This is a genomic window from Nitrospira sp. Nam80 (assembly GCF_965152575.1).
Map to the genome: position 1 here is coordinate 821,905 of NZ_OZ224216.1, position 18,524 is coordinate 840,428.

At 56.5% G+C, this 18,524-nt stretch carries 19 protein-coding genes and 2 pseudogenes; 14 read left to right on the forward strand and 7 right to left on the reverse strand.

Annotated elements, in window-relative coordinates:
• Positions 1-9: 9 nt before the first annotated feature.
• The 6 genes and pseudogenes from ACWGXE_RS04010 to ACWGXE_RS04035 all read right to left on the reverse strand — a co-directional run bounded on the left by ACWGXE_RS04010 (position 10) and on the right by ACWGXE_RS04035 (position 6,242).
• Complete coding sequence (locus ACWGXE_RS04010) at positions 10-777, reverse strand: ABC transporter ATP-binding protein (protein WP_447601515.1); 768 nt, start codon at positions 775-777, stop codon at positions 10-12.
• On the reverse strand, positions 768-1,538 hold the full coding sequence (locus tag ACWGXE_RS04015; protein ID WP_447601517.1) for an ABC transporter permease: 771 nt from the start codon (positions 1,536-1,538) through the stop codon (positions 768-770). Before ACWGXE_RS04015 ends, ACWGXE_RS04010 begins: the two co-directional genes overlap by 10 nt.
• The gene (locus ACWGXE_RS04020; protein ID WP_447601519.1) at positions 1,528-2,697 is read right to left on the reverse strand and encodes a TIR domain-containing protein; all 1,170 of its coding nucleotides are present in this window, start codon (positions 2,695-2,697) and stop codon (positions 1,528-1,530) included. Before ACWGXE_RS04020 ends, ACWGXE_RS04015 begins: the two co-directional genes overlap by 11 nt.
• A complete protein-coding gene (locus ACWGXE_RS04025; RefSeq protein WP_447601521.1) occupies positions 2,687-3,712 on the reverse strand; it encodes an ABC transporter substrate-binding protein in 1,026 nt (341 codons plus the stop codon). Before ACWGXE_RS04025 ends, ACWGXE_RS04020 begins: the two co-directional genes overlap by 11 nt.
• Positions 3,713-3,925: 213 nt before the next feature.
• Positions 3,926-4,946 (reverse strand): annotated as a pseudogene (locus ACWGXE_RS04030) (IS630 family transposase); the annotation flags it as partial.
• Between the two features lie 438 nt (positions 4,947-5,384).
• Complete coding sequence (locus ACWGXE_RS04035) at positions 5,385-6,242, reverse strand: class I SAM-dependent methyltransferase (protein ID WP_447601523.1); 858 nt, start codon at positions 6,240-6,242, stop codon at positions 5,385-5,387.
• A 285-nt stretch (positions 6,243-6,527) separates the two neighbouring features.
• Here ACWGXE_RS04035 and ACWGXE_RS04040 point away from each other — a divergent pair, with 285 nt between their 5' ends.
• The 5 genes from ACWGXE_RS04040 to ACWGXE_RS04060 all read left to right on the forward strand — a co-directional run bounded on the left by ACWGXE_RS04040 (position 6,528) and on the right by ACWGXE_RS04060 (position 10,656).
• The gene (locus tag ACWGXE_RS04040; protein WP_447601525.1) at positions 6,528-6,920 is read left to right on the forward strand and encodes a hypothetical protein; all 393 of its coding nucleotides are present in this window, start codon (positions 6,528-6,530) and stop codon (positions 6,918-6,920) included.
• A 138-nt stretch (positions 6,921-7,058) separates the two neighbouring features.
• Positions 7,059-7,703, forward strand: coding sequence for a DUF2238 domain-containing protein (locus tag ACWGXE_RS04045; protein WP_447601526.1), 645 nt, complete (start codon positions 7,059-7,061; stop codon positions 7,701-7,703).
• Position 7,704: 1 nt separating this feature from the next.
• Positions 7,705-8,364 carry a DUF2238 domain-containing protein gene (locus tag ACWGXE_RS04050; protein ID WP_447601527.1) on the forward strand — a complete coding sequence of 220 codons (660 nt, stop codon included), beginning with the start codon at positions 7,705-7,707 and terminating at the stop codon, positions 8,362-8,364.
• 12 nt (positions 8,365-8,376) lie between these two features.
• Positions 8,377-9,918 (forward strand): ATP-dependent DNA ligase, encoded by a 1,542-nt coding sequence (locus tag ACWGXE_RS04055; RefSeq protein ID WP_447601528.1) that lies wholly within the window; start codon positions 8,377-8,379, stop codon positions 9,916-9,918.
• A 303-nt stretch (positions 9,919-10,221) separates the two neighbouring features.
• Entirely contained in the window at positions 10,222-10,656 is a 435-nt protein-coding gene (locus tag ACWGXE_RS04060) for a CBS domain-containing protein (protein ID WP_447601530.1), read from the forward strand.
• Between the two features lie 102 nt (positions 10,657-10,758).
• On the opposite strand, the gene ACWGXE_RS04065 is transcribed toward ACWGXE_RS04060, so the two are convergent.
• Complete coding sequence (locus ACWGXE_RS04065; RefSeq protein WP_447601532.1) at positions 10,759-11,247, reverse strand: hypothetical protein; 489 nt, start codon at positions 11,245-11,247, stop codon at positions 10,759-10,761.
• Positions 11,248-11,599: 352 nt separating this feature from the next.
• Between ACWGXE_RS04065 and ACWGXE_RS04070 the strand changes: the two are divergent.
• The 9 genes and pseudogenes from ACWGXE_RS04070 to ACWGXE_RS04110 all read left to right on the forward strand — a co-directional run bounded on the left by ACWGXE_RS04070 (position 11,600) and on the right by ACWGXE_RS04110 (position 18,519).
• A pseudogene (locus tag ACWGXE_RS04070) lies at positions 11,600-12,547 on the forward strand (NmrA/HSCARG family protein).
• 127 nt (positions 12,548-12,674) lie between these two features.
• Positions 12,675-12,956 carry a hypothetical protein gene (locus ACWGXE_RS04075; RefSeq protein ID WP_447601534.1) on the forward strand — a complete coding sequence of 94 codons (282 nt, stop codon included), beginning with the start codon at positions 12,675-12,677 and terminating at the stop codon, positions 12,954-12,956.
• 128 nt (positions 12,957-13,084) lie between these two features.
• On the forward strand, positions 13,085-14,101 hold the full coding sequence (locus ACWGXE_RS04080) for a S1/P1 nuclease (protein ID WP_447601535.1): 1,017 nt from the start codon (positions 13,085-13,087) through the stop codon (positions 14,099-14,101).
• Positions 14,102-14,287: 186 nt separating this feature from the next.
• Positions 14,288-15,742 (forward strand): sodium:solute symporter family protein, encoded by a 1,455-nt coding sequence (locus ACWGXE_RS04085; RefSeq protein WP_447601537.1) that lies wholly within the window; start codon positions 14,288-14,290, stop codon positions 15,740-15,742.
• Between the two features lie 49 nt (positions 15,743-15,791).
• Entirely contained in the window at positions 15,792-16,304 is a 513-nt protein-coding gene (locus tag ACWGXE_RS04090; RefSeq protein ID WP_447601539.1) for a hypothetical protein, read from the forward strand.
• Positions 16,305-16,470: 166 nt separating this feature from the next.
• The gene (locus ACWGXE_RS04095) at positions 16,471-17,073 is read left to right on the forward strand and encodes a Spy/CpxP family protein refolding chaperone (protein WP_447601541.1); all 603 of its coding nucleotides are present in this window, start codon (positions 16,471-16,473) and stop codon (positions 17,071-17,073) included.
• Positions 17,074-17,181: 108 nt separating this feature from the next.
• Positions 17,182-17,769 (forward strand): RNA polymerase sigma factor, encoded by a 588-nt coding sequence (locus ACWGXE_RS04100; RefSeq protein WP_447601543.1) that lies wholly within the window; start codon positions 17,182-17,184, stop codon positions 17,767-17,769.
• On the forward strand, positions 17,750-18,064 hold the full coding sequence (locus tag ACWGXE_RS04105; protein ID WP_447601545.1) for a hypothetical protein: 315 nt from the start codon (positions 17,750-17,752) through the stop codon (positions 18,062-18,064). Before ACWGXE_RS04100 ends, ACWGXE_RS04105 begins: the two co-directional genes overlap by 20 nt.
• A gap of 26 nt (positions 18,065-18,090) precedes the next feature.
• Positions 18,091-18,519 carry a hypothetical protein gene (locus ACWGXE_RS04110; RefSeq protein WP_447601547.1) on the forward strand — a complete coding sequence of 143 codons (429 nt, stop codon included), beginning with the start codon at positions 18,091-18,093 and terminating at the stop codon, positions 18,517-18,519.
• The last annotated feature ends 5 nt before the right edge of the window (positions 18,520-18,524 follow it).

Below are 18,524 nucleotides of genomic sequence, written 5' to 3' on the forward strand. Positions count from 1 at the left end.
ATTGAATACTCACGCAGGAAACGCGGCCAGTATCTTATCATATAGCGCCATAAATTCGGCAGTCCTCGCAGACTTCGAAGTCCTTGGTATGTGAAGTGTTGACTCGAAGATATCCAGGACTCTCGATGGGCGCCGAGACAACACGACAATTCGATCGCTCAGTAAAATCGCCTCACGTATTCCATGGGTGACGAAGAGCACCGTACAGCGGGTCTGCGCTACGACGTGAAGCAGTAAGTCTTGCATGGCATTGCGTGTAGGTTCATCCAGAGCGCCGAATGGTTCATCCAACAGGAGTAACCGCGGCTCAATGATCATTGTGCGAGCGAGTGCCAATCTTTGGCGCATTCCACCAGACAACACCTTGGGGTAGGAGTCAGCAAATTCAGCTAAACCAGTCAGTTCTAACCAGCGAGTGACTTTCTCGGCCAGAAAAACGGATGATTGATAACGAAGCCCGAACGCCACGTTCTCTCGAACTGTGAGCCAAGGGAAAGCATTATATGCCTGAAAGACAATGCCTCGTTGGCGGTCTGGGCCTGCTATCGGACTTCCTTCAAAAAGAATAAGGCCGGAGCTTGGCTTTTCAAGGCCGGCCGCCATCCGAAGAAGTGTGGTTTTGCCGCAACCTGAAGGTCCTAATAGTGAGACGAACTGCCCGGAGCGTACCGAGAACGTGATATCGTCGAGCACATGTAGAGTACGGTCCTTGTTGGCGGAGAATATTTTTGACGCGCTATTAAATTCAAGGAGCGCCGCATTAGAAGTTATGCCCATTTGAATAGTCTGATAGCAGAGTAGCGGAAACCGAGATCTGTAAGGAATCCCAATATCCCAATGAGTATGATTCCTGCAAACGCTTTGTCCGTATCAAGAAATCGTTGGGATTGGACAATGAAATACCCGATTCCCCTATTACCCGCTACTAATTCTGCGAGGACCAAATACGACCAGGCCCATCCGGCTGAGATGCGAAGGTCATCCCAAATCGCCGGCATAGACCACGGTATCACGATGTGAAACAGTATTTGGCAACGCGATAGACCAAGCGTTAAGCCAGCCTCAACGTGCTCAGTGGGAACGGAGGCTGTGTTGCTCGCAATGAGCAATACAAGCTGAAAAATAACTCCAACAACTATGACGGCGACCTTCTGCCCGTCATGAATGCCGAACCAAAGAATGCAAAGCGGGACCAAGGCAGCCACCGGAAGATAACGCGCTGCTCCGCACACTGGTTGGACAACCATGGCTACTAAGGGCATCTGACCAGCCAATACTCCAAGAGGAAAGGCAACAAGTACGGACAATGCGAAACCGGTTGCCACCCGAGCCAAGCTTGGTAACAGATACTGCAAGACAAACTCGCGGGTGAGAAGTGTTCCAAGTCCTTCAAACGTCTTAGCCGGTGATGGCAGAAAGATAGGATCAATAAGACCGTTTCGAGTGACGAAATACCAGATGCAGAAGAGTGATAAAAACACACTAATCGTTATAAGCTGAGACGGGACGATCACACCAAACTTGACCCTACCCGCCAAAACACACCTCTTCCATGACTTGATGGAAAGATGGGTCGAATAGTTCACGAAGCTTTTCCCGAAGCTCTATTCTAACTCCTGGCGATCCGAGATCATTATCTAATGATTCTGCGAATATGGGCCGCTTGTCCGGAGGGGTAGGATTTACTTGCATGAGATCTTTGGCAATCTCGAAAGCTGATTGTCCTGCTGAACATTTTACAAATGTTCCATTCGGAAGTCCCAAGTAACAAATAGCATGGATCTTACTCGAAGCGTTGTGTACGCAGAATTCCAATGGGACCATATCCGTCATCAGGTCGATGGTAAGACTTTTTCTCATATTTTCTAGGTTATTTCTAACCTTCTCCCCATCGCGCTTCATGGTGTCCCTTCTTTCCCGCGGCAGTTGTCCTTCAAGCCCAGCGGCTGCAACTATCTGCACAAGCGATGGTATTAGGTAAGGATTATCCGGGTTATGTTGGAAAAAGTAGCGATATTTGACAGAAGCTTCGAGATTCCTCTGGATTTGAGGGGCAAAATTGTAATTTAAGTTCAACTCTAATGGTTCCGCTCTCTTGACAGTAACCATTGAAGGAGGCTTCAAATTTCCCTGGTAAATATCCAACTTTTCAAGCTGCATTAAGGTTCTAGAAGGTATTTCCAGCCTCAAGAGACATCTTGGTTCATGTCCCTGGAAGTTATTCGCTATTTCAATAACCTGGTTTCTGATAGCTTCGTCCAGGTCGTCATCAGAAGCAACCTCCAGGTTCAGTGGCTCTTCAAATGGGATGTATTTTATTCCTTCGATATCAGTGGGCAAGGCGGATTTTTCGACAGATGCAAGGATGGCACAACGAGTTTGCTGAAACATTAGTCCGCCCAAAAACAAGCCAAGTTCAAAAATACAGTTGTCTCGGGGAGTCATAGTCGCCGTACCTCTTTTCTTTGTCTCGTCATCCTTAGTCAAGCAAACAATAGCGAAATCGAAAGACCCACACTTATCTTTAAGCGTCTCAAATAGATATTGGCCTGTCGGAAATGAATCTGCGCACCATACGTGGCATCCAAATCCCTTGGTAGTCTTGCATAACTCGGTGAGTTGATACTGCACCCGTTTTGCCAGGCGTTGGGCACGGCCGCTTGATGCGATAAAGATCCTCATATGGTCACCTCGCATTATTGATGAAGGCTGAAGAAAGTATGGAGGCTGGTATGACGTCCGACTCGATCTCCCCAGCTTTAAGCCAGATAGTGGATGCGCGCTGCACCACCCTAAAAATAGGATCTTCAATTTCGTCGCGGGAAAAATAGTCGCGATTCCTGGTGAGATCACAGAAGCTAAGGCCCTGTAAGATCTGTGCATACTTCTCTGCATCGATCTGAAAATGCCGCGCCATCAATTCATTTGCCTCGTCCGGGTGAGCCTTCCAGAATTCAATAGCCTTGACTAATGCGTCCACTATGGATTGAACGTCGTTCGGAGCGCGAGAGACAAGGTCTTTGTTAAATGCGAGAACATCCACGATGAGATTCCTATGCTCTCTTGTGGATGCGAGAAGGTTGGCATCGGTTTGTTCGCGCACCCTTGTGAGCCAGGGCTCCCACAATGCAGCTGCATCCAGTTGATTCACGATGAATGCCGCGCCTGCTTGCGTCGTTTCCATTTCAACAGCATCCACATCTTCCAACGTCATGCCGTGCTGGGTTAGCATGACGCGCAAGAAAAACTCGCTCGGTAGCCCTCTTTGAAACGCGACTCGCTTACCGCGCAGGTCTTCAATCTTTTGAATAGCGCGCTTTGCGATAATGCCATCGCCCCCAACGGATTCATCGACGGCCATCACAATAATGGATTCGATACCATTACCGGCTAATAGGACGAAATAATCGACCGGCGCGGCGATGGCATCGATCCGTCCCGACCTTAGCGCACTGTTTCGTTCGGCAAGTCCAGTCAGGACAATAGTTTGCACCCTCACCCCGGCTTCCTTGAAGAATCCCATTTCTTGAGCAAGGTAGAATGGTCCGAACCCAATCCATGGACCTATGCCTATCCGATATGTTGGCGTTCCAGATCTCTCTCCGCATCCGATTGTTAACGGAGCGATCGCAAAAATACATGCCAGTACGCAAAATCGTGGCATATAGGCCGGCGAAGCTTTAAAGAAAACCTGAAGTCTTCGAATTCTCATATGAACAACAAAGAGCATTAAAGCAACAATGGTGCCGTAAGGGCAGGTTTTTGATTATGGTTCTCTAGTAAAGAGATGGCATTGATTTGCAAGCATTTTGGACGCTTCCCACCGTAGAATTAGTACGCGCCGCTATGTAAGGGATAAAATCGAGTATCTTAAGAGATAAACGGTGAGTATCTGATTTGATACAGGGAAGCAGAGGAAGCTGTGTAGTGCGTCCAACGCTTCTTTACATTTGGCGACCTGGGCCACAATGCTTTCCGCGGACGCCGTCCAGGTGAACACGCGAGGATTTTGGTTGTGATTGTTGATGTACTCCTGGATCGCCGCGATGAGGTCGCGCACGTGGCGGAAACTGCCACGGCGAATGCGCTTGTCCGTCAACTCGCGGAACCACCGCTCAACCATGTTCAGCCACGACCTCGATGTCGGAATGAAGTGGAGATGGAAGCGTGGATGCCGCCGGAGCCAGGACTGGACACGTGGGTTGCTTATGGGTCCCGTAGTTGTCCACGATCAGGTGCGGGTCGAGATGGGGTAACGTCTCCGCCTCGATCTTCTTGAGGAATCGGATGAAATCCTGGTGTTGTGCCGCGGCATGCAATCGTCGATGACGGTCCCATCGAGGAGGCTCAGCGCCGCGAACAACGTGGTGGTGCCATGACGTTTGTAGTCATGCGGTATCGTTGCCGCAGCGGCCTCTCTTCAGCAGCAGGCCCGGTTGTGTGCGATCGAGAGCCCGAACCTGGCTTTTCTCGTCTACGGCAAGCACCAAGGACCTATCCGGGGGATCGAGATAGAGTCCGACCACGTCGTAGAGCTTCTCGATGAACTGTTTGTCGCGACTGATCTTGAACGTCCGAACAAGATGGGGCTTGAGGCCATGCTGCTTCCAGATGCGGCGCACTGTGAATTCGCTGACTCCATGCGCGTCGGCCATGGTCCGAGTACTCCAATGAGTCGCAGCGGGCGGCTTCGTGTGTAGGGTCGCTTCCATAATGGCGCGGACCTTATTGGCCGGAATGTAGGGGATGCGGCCAGGGCGGGGGGCATCCTGCTTGAGTCCCACGACCCGCAGGGCCAGAAACCGCTCGCGGTCGGCCCCGTCAGCCGCCATGGTGACGATCCGGGCGCGGTGCACCACACGCAGGGGCAGGCTTCTCGCGTGAGCCCATGCGATCAACGTCGATCGCTCCTCTGGGGACAAGACAATGAGGGGAGCAACGTTCACGATGCAGAAGTTGCCTCTCGTTGTAGCCAATTGTCAAATTATTAATGACGCATTACACTAGGGCGAGTCTTGGGATTACCTGGATAGTAGGTAAAACTCCAGCATTGAGAGGGGCGTGCAGCAGGTATTGTTTAGGAATGGACGCCGCGGTCTTTGCCCACGGAACGGACGGCTCTCCTATCCTCGATAATTCCACCGGTATTTCGTAATAGTACCTGAGTCGATGTTTCCGGTTGGACTGGAGGTCTTCATGCCCGAGCGAGATGGTCTTGAGAACGGCTTCATCGATTTTGAAATAGAGCCGTCCTGGACGAAATGATTCCGAAGAAGATGCCGCTTTGGTACAGCACATACCATACCTGCCGAACATCGCCTTGGACCTAGTGCCAGGCAGGATGAATTTTTGAGTCCATCGCTTCTGTCGCCCCATCCGGATCTCTACCCCGGCTTCCGTACCGTGACGAAGCGGACGGCGATCGGCAGCGCGACCGTGCCGCCTTGTCGATACGAGTCGGCGGCCGCAATGATTCCTTGCTCTGCTTCCCGCTTTTGATCCGTCGACAATTTTGCAAAGAGGTTCTGAATGGGCGCGGCGATATCCATGACGCTGTCATAGTAATCGCGCGGTGAGGAGAAGCCCATCTCCGCCGTAAATTCCTCCTCGCTCACGGACAGCAGACCGGCATCCCGAGCTGATGCTGCCAGGTCGCCCGGCTTGGCCAGGCGGAAGATGCCCGGCGCCTCCGGATCGGGAGGCGGCAGCTCGATGAACTGTCTAATCGTGTCGATCGGAATCTGGAGATAGGGATTGCCGGCCGGCGCTGACCAGACCGCGGCTGCCAGATACCCACCCGCCTTGAGCACGCGTGAAATTTCACCGAGCGCCTTGGGCAATTCCGGGAGAAACATCAGGCAGAAACGGCTGATGCAGGCGTCGAAGCAGCCGCCCTCGAACGGCAGTTGCGTGACATCGCCGGTCTTGAATTCAACATTGGCCAGTGCCAGTTTCTTCGCCTTCCGTTCCGCGGCCGCCAACATTTGATCGGCCAGATCAATCCCGATGACGCGTCCTGCGGGACCGACGGTCTGTGCCGCCAGCAACGACGGATAGCCGGTTCCGGACCCGAGATCCAACACGCGCAGCCCGGGACGCAATCTGGCGTCGGCCACCAGGCGGTGGTTCAGGTACGTCATGTTTTCATCGAAAACCTGGTCCCATTTCTCCCATCCCGATGCGACACGATTCCAATCCTGGCGTTGCGTTTCAATGATCTGGGCCGGTGCTTGTTGCGGCATCTCTGACCTCTTGAGCTAATTGTTGTTCCCGTTGGCGACAGCGGAAAATCTGATTGATGTGGAACGCGCGTCTACCGCGTGAATAAGAGCCGGATGTATAGATTCCGTGAACCAGCGGCAACCAGTCAATCATGTTCATCTCCGTCAGTTCAAGCTTTTCCCGCCGCCCACACTGCATATCCGATTCTCGTGTCTTATGGGGGAAGCCCTAGGTCTCCGATCCATCGAAGCAGGATATAAAGTCCCCATTATAAAGGGCGCCAATCTCCAACCGGGAGGACTCCTATGCCGAACACCAATGCCTCATTTACACCGGAAACGCGAAGCCATCGGATCAAGACCCAACTGGAGAAGTTGGAAAAACTCGGTCATCAATCTGTTCCAGCCCCGACGGTCAATGCCTTTGATGCCGAGACGGAAGATCTGCTGGGCTCTCTCTACGGCAAGACCCACAAATATATCGAAGAATATAAGTATGCCTCATTGGGTGAGGCGGAGGCGATGGTCAATTTGCCGGAATCGGCACAGGAACCCCAAACCAGGGACATTCCCAAAAAAGCGTTGCAGCAGCGCCGGCAGGTTCTGCTGGGCATTCTGTCGGAACTGGAAGGTATGGAAGGCAAGGAAGAGCAGGCTCTCACAGGAGAGGACCACGAGGATCCGCCGGGAATGAGTTGATCGGCCCCACTCTGAAACAAGGCGCATCCAAACCAGTCCGAGGGCCGGCTTGCAGGACGCGGCATCCCGTTTGTAGAGTAATGGTGCATTCCGGCAGCAGCTCCATTGCTCTGCTCCAGTCACACTAAGGAGGCAACGGTGATCCGTAGTAAATCTGTCTTACTGGGCCTATTGATCTGGTACGTCGTGATGTCTTTGTGGGCGGCCTATGAGCCGGCCGATCGCCAATTTTGGATGTTGGCCAGCATTCTGCCGGCCGTCCTCGTGTTGTTTTTGATCGCCACCCACCGGGTCCTTCCGTTGTCGCTCGCGTCCTATCTCTCGATTACGTTGTTTCTGACCCTCCACATGGTCGGGGTCCGGTACACCTATGCGGAGGTGCCGGCCGGCCAGTGGTTGGACCAAGCGCTGCATTTCGACCGTAATCACTTCGACCGAGTGGTCCATTTCAGCTTCGGATTCTTGATGGCCTATCCGCTGGAAGAAGCATTCCGCCTGCTGGCTTCCGTACGCGGCTGGGTACTGTACTATCTGCCGGTCATGACCATCCTCGGATTGAGTGGCCTCTGGGAAATCATTGAGTCATGGGTCGCGCAATCCATCCATCCCGAATTAGGCTTGACGTATCTGGGATCCCAGGGCGATGTCTGGGATGCGCAGAAGGACATGGCTGCGGCCTTGTATGGGGCGCTCCTCTGCATGGTCCTGGTCTTTGTGAGCCGGAAACTCCGGCGAGCGCGGCCGCCGGACCATGTCCTCGATCCGCTGCAGACTCCGTCGTAAAATGACGACCAAACAGGCGCCATGGGCCGGAACCCCCCTCAGGCAGAATCGCTTGGTGCAGGGATTACTCGCCTGGTACCTGTTGTTCTGGGCTTGGATGGCAATTTCGCCGGTGGATCGAGGCGACTGGTTGCTGGAAAATATGCTGGCGATCACCGCCGTGATCGTGTTGATCGTGACGGGGCGTCGATTTCAGTTTTCCGATCTGTCCTATCTCTTGATCACCTTGTTCCTGACCGTGCACGCCGTCGGTGCCCACTATACCTATGCCAAGGTGCCCTTCGGATTCTGGCTGCAGGATCTGATGAATGCCGAACGGAATCCATTCGATCGACTCGTCCATTTTGCCTACGGTTTGCTGTTGGCCTATCCTATCCGCGAGGTGCTCATCCGTTTGGCCGGGGTGCGGGGGGCCTGGTCCTACTTCCTTCCCGTCAGCGCTACCCTGGCACAAAGCGGTCTGTTTGAGCTCATCGAGGCGGTCGCGGCGACCATTGCCAGCCCGGAACTCGGGGCCGCCTATCTCGGCACGCAGGGCGACGAATGGGACGCTCAAAAGGACATGGCGTCTGCACTGGCCGGCGCCATTCTGATCATGTCGATCACGCTCGCCGCATCGAGACGGGCGCGGGTGCCCTCATCCCTGCCAGAGCCGCAATGAAGGCGGCATCGGATGCAACTACGTAGCTTGACGGCGGTGGTCGAGGCGGTTCGCGCCGTCTCAAAAAAAACCGAAAAGACCACCTTGCTGGCCGACTATCTGAGCCTCACCCGGGGACGGGAGACCGAGTTGGCGGCGCTGTATCTTTCGGGTCTGTTGCCGCAAGGGAAAATCGGGGTCGGCTGGCGGTTGATTCAGGATGCCATGGTTGAAGGGGAGCCTATGGGGCAGGCGCTCACCTTGATCGAATTGGATGAGGCACTCGAATCGATTGCGACCGACCAAGGGGCGGGATCGACGGACCGGAAAGTCCGAGCGCTGCGCCGGCTATTCGAACGGGCGACCGCGGCCGAACGCCGGTTCCTCGCTTCATTGCTCGTCGGCGAATTCCGTCAAGGCGCGCTCGAAGGCCTCGTGGTCGATGCCATTGCCAAGGCGTCCCATCTTCCATCGCAGCAAGTGCGGCAGGCGTTCATGTTTTCCGAGCATATCGGCGCATTGGCTCGCAGAGCATTGGAGGAAGGTGCGGCGGGTCTGGCGCGCTACTCGCTTGATCTTTTCAAACCGGTTTCTCCCATGTTGGCCAACCGCGCCGAAGACATCGTGGAAGCGCTGGGGCGATTGGGGGAGGGCGCCTGGGAGTACAAACTCGACGGCGCGCGGATTCAGGTTCATAAAGGCGACGGGGATGTCAAAGTCTTCACGCGTCAATTGCAAGATGTGACCGATCGGCTGCCCGAAGTCGTGGAGTCGGTCAGAGCTTTGCCGGTCCGCGGGGTAATCCTCGAAGGAGAAGCGATTGCTCTGCGCGCCGATGGACGGCCACAGCCGTTTCAGACGACGATGCGGCGGCTCGGGCGAAAGAAGGACGTAGCATCATTGCAGCAGGACATTCCCCTCTCGTCCTTCTATTTTGATTGCCTCTATCTCGCGGAAGAAGGTTCCTTGCTTGCCTTGCCCTATCGCGAGCGAGCGGCGCTGTTATCCAGACTCGTCCCATCCGGTTCCCTCATTCCCAGCATCATTACCGGAGATCCGGCACAGGCCGAGCGCTTTCTCACGCAAGCGCTCGAGGCCGGCCATGAGGGATTGATGGCGAAAGCATTAACCGCGCCCTATACGGCGGGTCAGCGCGGCTCGCAGTGGCTGAAGCTCAAGGCGGCCGTCACGCTGGATCTGGTGATTCTCGCCGCGGAATGGGGCCACGGGCGGCGCACCGGCCTGCTCTCGAATTTGCATCTCGCTGCCCGCGATGTCGAAAGCGGGCAGTTCGTCATGCTCGGCAAGACCTTCAAAGGGCTGACCGACGACATGCTGGCGTGGCAAACAGAGCGGTTACTACAACTCGAAACCCATCGGGATGACTGGGTCGTGTATGTCCGTCCGGAACTCGTGGTGGAGATTGCTTTCAGCGGCGTGCAGGAATCGCCTCGTTATCCGGCCGGCATGGCCTTGCGGTTCGCCCGCGTCAAACGGTACCGGCCGGATAAATCGCCGCTGGAAGCCGATACGCTGCAAACCGTCAAGGCGCACTTCGAGCAAGGCCGCCTGTAGAAGACCGGCGCGCACTCTAGCCCGCTTATTCATGAACGTTTCTACTGCAACTGCGTATACGCTGCTACGACAAGCCTGGCCGTGCATTTTACACGGCCAGGCGGGCGGGCTCGCCACTCGGCCCCTCAACATACTGTTTCAAGTATGCTTCGGGCCCTCGCGTCTCCACGCGCCCGTCTCGCCCGGCGTCTCCGCAGTTTCGTCACGAACCGTCATGAATAATGGGGCTAGGGGTTCCGCCAGTGGCCTTCTTTCGGATCCGGCGGTACAAAGCTTTCATACATTTTTCAACGGAGGAATGTCATGAAAGTTGTCACGAATGCTCCAGGGACTCCGGCGGGCGGCTATAGGATGGTCAGCGATATCCTGGCGACGAACAGCCGGCAATTCAAACCGACAGAGAGCGCGATGGACGTGGCCATCGACATGGTCAGCAGCGGAGCGGGCGGAGGGCCGGTTGTCGGCGACGAGTTCGAATTTCTGGGTTTCATCAATGAAGGCGATGTGATCCGGGCGATCGATTCGGGCATTGACCTGAACAAAGCGTCGGCGCGCGACATCATGAATACCGCCTTTGTCGGCGTGAAAGAAGACACCTCTCTCGCCTGCGTGTCACGCATGTTCGAGATGGGATTTCAAATTCTGCCGGTGATCCAAGACGGCAAAGTGACACGATCCATTACCAGGCATGATCTACTGCGGGCACGCCTCGGCCTTGGGCCCTCTGTCGATGAGTAAGATCTATTGATCAAACAAATGGTGGGAAGAACGGGCCGGTCCGTATAGGCGATTGAATACAGGCGAGCCGGTGGAGGAGCCGGCTCGCCACAGCGGCCGGCGTTACCAGCGCCCCCGGTGGTGACCGAAATGCCGCGGACCGTAAAAGCGCGGGCCGATAAAGATCCGGGGACCGAAGTAGGGCCGATAGAAATAGGGGGAGCCGTACCCCAAGCCATATCCGTACCAAGGGCTGCCGAGGTAGAGTCCCAAGCCGACGGGCGGATAGGCATAAGAATAAGGATAGGCTGCCGGTGGGGCGGTATACGATTGTGAGGAGCGGTCGGACAACTGACGTTCCAAGTCGGCGGACGCGGCTCGTTGCCGCTCCACGCGGTCTCTCAATTCATTCATGGAACTTTGTTGGCTCCGCAATTCGCCCTCGAGTTTTGATATCTTTTCCTGCTGAACCTCGATGAGGGCGCGAAGACACCTGGCGTGCGCGTCACCGCTGTAACCCGAACATTCCCACGGGCCGGCGGACTCGTTTGCCGAGCCGGAAGGTTCGGCTGCCAAGAGCGGACCGGCTGCCCACCATAATGTAATCGCCATTACGGCGCCTGCCGTCAATCCGGCTGACTTCATCGTTAGCCCGGTCCGAGAGCGAGTCCGACAATGACATGATGTCCTCATGGTCTCCTCCTCCACACGTCTTGGCCGTTCAGCCGGCTGCCCTTTTCTATTGAAGCGCACCATTTGAAGCTGACCACTTATAGCCTACCACGAGTGGAGGGCGTGAAACATGGACACTTTCCCATTATCGATAACGATTCTGTCGATCCGCGGTTGACCGGCTGAACGGGGACTCCGCTTGTCTTGTATTTTCAGGGCGTTCATTTCGATAATAAACGTTTGCAAATGGCGGCGGTAGCGACCGGGAACAATACGACCTTGGGGGCAAGGTATGGCCGATCAAAAAATTATCGCGGTTATCGGAGCGACCGGTATGCAGGGCGGAGGATTGGCGCGGGCACTGGCGCGAGACAGCCAGGGGCCGTTCAAGGCCAGAGCGGTGACCCGCTCCGTCAATTCCGACAAGGCCGGGGCTCTCATGGCTTTTGGTGTCGAAGCGGTCACGGCGGATCTCGATGATATCGAGAGTTTGAAGCGGGCATTCTCAGACGCGCATGGCGCGTTCTGCGTCACGAATTTCTGGGAGCATTTTTCTCCGGAGAACGAATATGCGCAGGCCAAGAATGGCGACCGCGGCCAAGCAGGCCGGACTCGAACATGTCATCTGGTCGACCCTGGAGGATACGAGGCGCTGGGTGCCTTTGAGTGACAGCCGGATGCCGACCTTGATGAGAAAATATAAGGTGCCCCACTTCGATGCGAAGGGTGAAGCGGACAAGTTGTTCAGCGAACTTGGGGTGCCGACCACCTTTCTCCTGATGTCCTTCTATTGGGACAATTTCATTTATTTTGGAATGGGACCAAAGGAAGATCAAACGGGAACATTGGCAATCACGTTTCCGATGAAGGACAAAAACTGCCGGGGATCGCGGCCGAGGACATCGGAGGTTGCGCATTGACGATTTTCAAGCGAGGCCGCGAGTTGATTGGAAAGACCGTCGGAATTGCCGGTGAACACCTGACCGGCGCACAGATGGCCTCTTCCTTGACCAAAGCGTTGGGTCGCGAGGTTCGCTATCAAGACGTCGCGCCCGACGTCTATCGCTCGTTTGGATTTCCCGGCGCGGATGATGTGGGCAATATGTTTCAGTTCAAACGCGACTTCAATAAGGAGTTTTGCGAGGCCCGCGATCCGGCGGTCGCTCGCTCTTTGTACCCATCCCTGCAGACCTTCGATCAATGGCTGGCCAGACACAAGGACCGCATTCCGATTACCTAACCGAAAAGGAAAAACGTTGGGACGATTGTGGCACCCTTGATTAGGGATGGAGCCAGAGCCAGAATACGTATGTAATGGGGCCTAAATTGGCCCTCTCTAGCAACCTTTAACAGAGGATGGTGACGGTATGATCCGCAACGGGATGCTGATGGCAGCGGCGACGATCTTCGCCTTCACGGGCTTTGTATTTGTTTCTTACGCCGGTGAAACGAAGGCCAAGGTCGAAGAGATGAAAGGGGAAATGAAAGGTGCGGTGGAAGAGGGCAAGGGCCAGGTCAAAGGCGCGGTCGAGGATATGAAGGGCAATGACATGAAGGCGGCCGGCGAGCGGGCGAAAGGCAAAGCCAAGGGCGGAACAGAGCGGGCCAAAGGCAAAATGAAGGGCGCCAAAGAGCGCGTGACGGAGTAGCCGGGTGCCGTGTGCGACACAGGCCGGTGGATCGAACGATTCACCGGCTTTTTATCCTTACCTGGTGGGTTCTGTCCCGCTCACTCGGTTCGTTGTACAATCCAGTGAATATTTGAGGGAGCTGGTGCATGCATAAGAGGCTCATCCAGTGTGGAATCTCGCCTCGGAATGTCTTCTTCATTGTCCCATTCATTGTCCTGGTGTCTCAAACGTCACAGGCATGGGCCTATGGCGATTTAGGTCATCAGACAATAGGAGCGATCGCCGATGCTCAACTGACTCCGGAAGCGCGGGCTGCCATTCGCTCGCTGCTTCGTCCCGCCGAAACCTTGGCCACCATCGCGACATGGCCGGATGATCTGAAGCGCGCAAAGAAGAATGCCGGTCCATTGGTGCATGATCCGGAGGCCGAGCATTTCAACCAAGCCTTTCCCGACAATCGAGAATGGCATTATGTCGATCTTCCATTGGGTACCGCCGCTTACACAAATAAGACGGTCGGTAGCCGGTTCAATGACATCGTGCATAGCATCAGGCGCTGCGCCACCGTCCTCGAGGCAAAGACTGTTTCTCCTTCCGAGATAACCAGGACACAGGCGCTGCGATGGCTGGTCCACTTGCTTGGAGATCTTCACCAGCCCCTCCACGTCGGAAGCGGATATTACCGGTTCGACGATCACCGTCAGGCCGACCTGATTACCGATCCCCTTCAGGCTGCCGGAAAAGAACTCGATCATGGGGGCAATCTCTTGTTTTATGAAGCGGAAGAAGAGCTGCATGCATTTTGGGATCATCGTCTGGTGGCCGCCGTGGCCAAGGGCCGGGCATATCAAGAGCTGGCTACTGATCTCCTGAAGCATGGCCATCAACCGGCTTGGGATGGCAGCGGCTCGTATCACCGGTGGGTTGATCAGTGGGCGATCGAAGCTGTTCGGGAAGGCAAGGCGGCGTATGAACGCCTCACGTTCGGCGCGGGAGAGTTCGGGGGACCCCATGACGAATTGCAGAAGATCACGATCACCTTGGCTCCCGGCTATGAGGAGGACGAGGCCCGTTTCGTAGAGCAACAACTCGCCAAAGCCGGCTATCGGCTGGCCGCCCTTTTAAACGCCATACGGTGGCCTGCGGCCGAGCCATCGCATTGAGCGACGAGACGACGATGTGATGACAGTTCGCTGGCGACCGCTAGGCCCTTGTCCTCGAACCCGCCTTACGCGAGGTTCAGGACCAGCAGCTATGTCGGCGTCGGCTGAGATTTCATTAATCCATTGCCTGTCGCCGTTCTCCTCGTTACAATCCGCGCGTTCCAACTCATCTAGCTTGCCGCACGCATGATCCTGTCTTTTGTCGTTCTCTACCTGTTCGTTTCGGTCGGGATCGGTCTCTATGCCGCAACCCGCGTGCACAACACGAAAGATTTTGCCGTAGCGGGACGCCGGCTGCCGCTGCCGGTCGTGACGGCCACCGTCTTTGCCACCTGGTTCGGGGCGGAAACCGTGCTGGGGATCTCCGCCACCTTCGTGAAGGATGGGTTACGCGGAGTCGTGGCGGATCCCTTCGGATCGAGCCTCTGCCTTATTCTGGCGGGGCTATTCTTTGCCCGGCGCTTCTACCGGCTCAATCTCTTGACGATCGGTGATTATTACCGGCTGCGATACAACCGCTCCGTCGAAGTCTTGTGCACGCTCTGCATCGTCGCGTCCTATTTGGGATGGGTGTCGGCACAGATCAAAGCGATGGGCCTGATCTTCGACGTGGTGACCGACGGGGTCGTGGCCCAACCGGTCGGCATGGTCATCGGCGCCGCCATTGTCCTGACCTATACGGTGTTCGGCGGCATGTTCTCCGTCGCCATCCTGGACTTCGTGCAGATTACAATCATCATGGGCGGGATGCTCTATATCGGAGCCATCGTCAGCGGGCTTGCCGGCGGTGTCGGCGCGGTCCTAGACCATGCGGCCTCGGCGGGGAAATTAGCGTTCTTCCCTACGGGTGGGTTCGCGACCTGGCTGCCCTTTGTCGGTGCCTGGATTACCATGATGCTTGGCTCCATTCCCCAACAGGATGTCTTCCAACGAATCACCTCGGCCAAGGACGAGGTAACCGCCGTGCGGGGGTCGGTGTTGGGCGGTTCGCTCTATTTCGTCTTTGCCTTCGTGCCGATGTTTTTGGCCTATGCGGCGATGTTGATCGAACCGGCGCTCTTCGGCTCATTGCTGGCGCAGGATTCGCAATTGGTGCTGCCGACCCTCATTCTGCAGCACACGCCGGTTGCGGCGCAGATTATTTTCTTCGGCGCGGTACTCTCGGCGATTATGAGCTGTTCAAGTGCGACCTTGCTCGCACCTTCCATCGCATTCAGCGAGAACATTCTCAAAGGATTGATCCCGGGTATGGACGAGCGCGCCTTCTTGCGCACCATGCGGGCGGCGCTCGTCTGCTTCACCGGGATGGTCCTGGTGTTTGCGCTCAATTCCGAGGCCAGTATCTTTAAGATGGTCGAGAGCGCCTATAAGGTCACGTTGGTGGCGGCTTTTATCCCGCTGGTGGCCGGGCTCTATTGGACGCGCGCCACCAGCCAAGGCGCGCTGGCCGCCATCGGGGCCGGTCTCGGGACTTGGATTTGGCTCGAACTGTTCGGTCGCCACAATGATGTCTGGCCTCCCCAGTTAGTCGGATTTCTCATGGCCGGCGCCGGGATGCTCGCCGGGTCGTTGCTTCCGCCTCTGCGCCGAATCTTGCCGGTGTCGCGCCGTGCTCCGGCCTCTGTCCCGGACCTACCTTAAAGAAAAGTTCCGACTGGAATAAGCTACCGGTCTCCCTCAAAATGAGTCTATGGATAATCGTCCAATAGCACAACGGCAAGGCGTGCGCGTTCATATCCCGGCGATAGTTTTCATCGCTTGGTATACGGTGTTCGGTCTCCTGCCCCTCGCCCACGCGGCGCCTCCCTTATCCTTGCCCGCTCCGGATGTGGCCGGAGCCGACACCCCGGGCCCGGCCTTGAAGTACGAGACCGACCAGCGGGTGTACAAGAGGGGTGAGGTGGTCCGGATTACCGTCACCAACGTCTCCGATGTGGCCACCCCGATCGTCGATCGTGCCGCCGTAGATGGAGAATTCGCAGTGCTGGAAACGAAGACCGAGGGCGGTGAATGGAAACCGGTCGAGCTGCGCGCGACGGGCAATCTCGTTTCGTTCCGTGATCTGCCGCCGGGTGATCATCATGAATACCTGTGGCCGACATCCGGCGGCGATGGATCGATGCAACCGCCCAACCCCGGTACCTACCGTATTGGATTCGGACGACCCTTCTATACCAATTCCTTTGAGATCGACGAGAAATAGTCAGGCTTACCCGATCTGTCCTGATTGTATACGCTCCGGTTTAGTAGCCGCGCCCGCCCAACCATTCTCTTCGCAAGCATATTCCACATCAGTATGTAACCTTTCAGCCGCCGGCCACGACTAAGAAATAGGAAGAAACAATTTATCCATTTGGGAGGAGGTTGTCATGACAAGAGTTGGGACCATAGCGTTTGGGATGCTCATGGGTCTGGCTACGCTGGCCTTCACTGCCGCCCCCGGCTGGGCAAATGGCTGGTTCTCGTACAAAAGCGCGTATGGGGCTGGAGCGGGCAGCCACGCCATGTCGGGGCATGGCGGCAAGGCCCATGGATTTGCCAACCATCTGTTGCGGCATCGGCAAGACCTGGGATTGACTGACGAGCAGGTCCAAAAACTGAAAAGCATCGCGCTGCAACAGGATCTGGCGGCGATCCGGGCCCACGCCGATGTGATGGTGGCGGCGCGGGAATTGCGGGCCCTCGTCTCGGATGAAAAAACGGATCTCTCGGTGATTGAAGCGAAGGTGAATGAACAGGAGGGATTGGAAGGCAAGCTGCGTATGATCGGCATCAAATCCAAGCGTGAAGCCTCCGCCGTCCTGACGTCCGAGCAACGAGAGAAGCATCAGGCGCTGCGCCGGCAGATGTGGCATGGCTATCGATCGCGCATGATCCAAGCTGATGCCGACGGACCGGCAAACGAAAGTGCCTCTTCCGAGAAGGCCGCCGACAGGGACTCCGGTAGTCAGGAAGCGAACCAGGCGGGTTAAAGCGGCCGACCTTTGTCCCGATGATCCATGAGGTTCATTGCCCGTTAGGGTATGATGCGGGCCGGCAGGCCGCGGGCGGCGACCTGTTCTCATGGAGCATAGGCGCCGGTGCCGGATGATTTGGACATTATCGAGCGGGTCTTGCATGGCGACGTTGACCGCTTCGGGGAGTTGCTGGCGCGCTATCGCACGCATGTGGCGAGAATCGTCAGCCGGCATGTGCCGTCCGACAGAGTGAGCGAGGTGGCCCATGATGTCTTTGTCCGAGCCTACGCTGGATTGGGCGGGTATTCGACCGATGTGCCGTTCGCCCATTGGTTGTCCGGCATTGCCGTCCGCGCCTGCTATGATTTCTGGCGGGACACGAAGCGCGGCGCAACACCGGTCAGCGCATTGACGGAGGAGCATGACGCATGGATCGAACGGGTGTTGACGGCCGACTCGGAGGCGCGTTTTCACGAGGAGGCCGGACGGCGGGAAGCGAAAGAGGTTCTGGAATGGGCCTTGAGCCGGCTTTCACCGGAACATCGGCTCGTCCTCACCCTCGTGCACCTGGAAGGACATTCGGTCCGCGAGGCGGCCAAACTGCTGGGCTGGAGCACGGTCAATGTGAAGGTCAGAGCGTATCGAGCCAGGCAGGCACTTCGGCAAGTATTTGTGGCACAGGAGCGGCGTCATGACGAAACGAAGCCGTAAGGATATGGCTCATCTGGAGCGGACCCTCGCGAAGGTCCATCGGGATCGCGAAGCTCCTCCGCTCGATACCGGCTGGGCTCAGGCAGTGATGCGGGATATCCGGCGGGAAAGCGTTCACTCTCCGGGGGAAGCTGGCGCGTGGATAGAACTTTGCGTCTGGCGATCGGCGGCGGCGGCGGCCGCCTTCGCCGCTCTCCTTGCCGGATCCGCCTTGTTCTATGCCGGAACCGATCAAGGGGAACTGACCGCGTTGCTATCCGAGGATTTGGAGCCGGGTCCGGCGCTGATTGAATAGAATTGAAACGAGGAAAAAAGGCCGTCATGACACGACAGAAGCTCTGGATCGGCCTGGTCGTCTTGTTCCTCGCCGGCGTCCTGACCGGCATCGTCGGCGCCGCCCTCTATTGGCAATATGAGGGAGACCATCGGGGAGACCGAGGACCGGCGGCTAGGCAGGAACGGCTGATGAAAAAGTTGACCCGCGACCTCGCGTTGGATTCGGCGCAACAAGCGGCCATGAAACCGATAGTGGATCGGACTCACAAGCAGCTCTTGCAGTTGCGCTTCGAACATCAGCCGGAAGTGGAGAAGATCCTCGCACAAGCAATGGCGGATATGAAGGCGACGTTGTCGCCGGACCAGCAGCAGAAGTTGGACGGTCTCTATGCCGGTCTGCGGGGTCGATGGACCAAATCACGGGAATTTGTGTCCGAAGCGGAGCGAGGTCCGCGATCCGCCGGACAGCCGTGATCGGA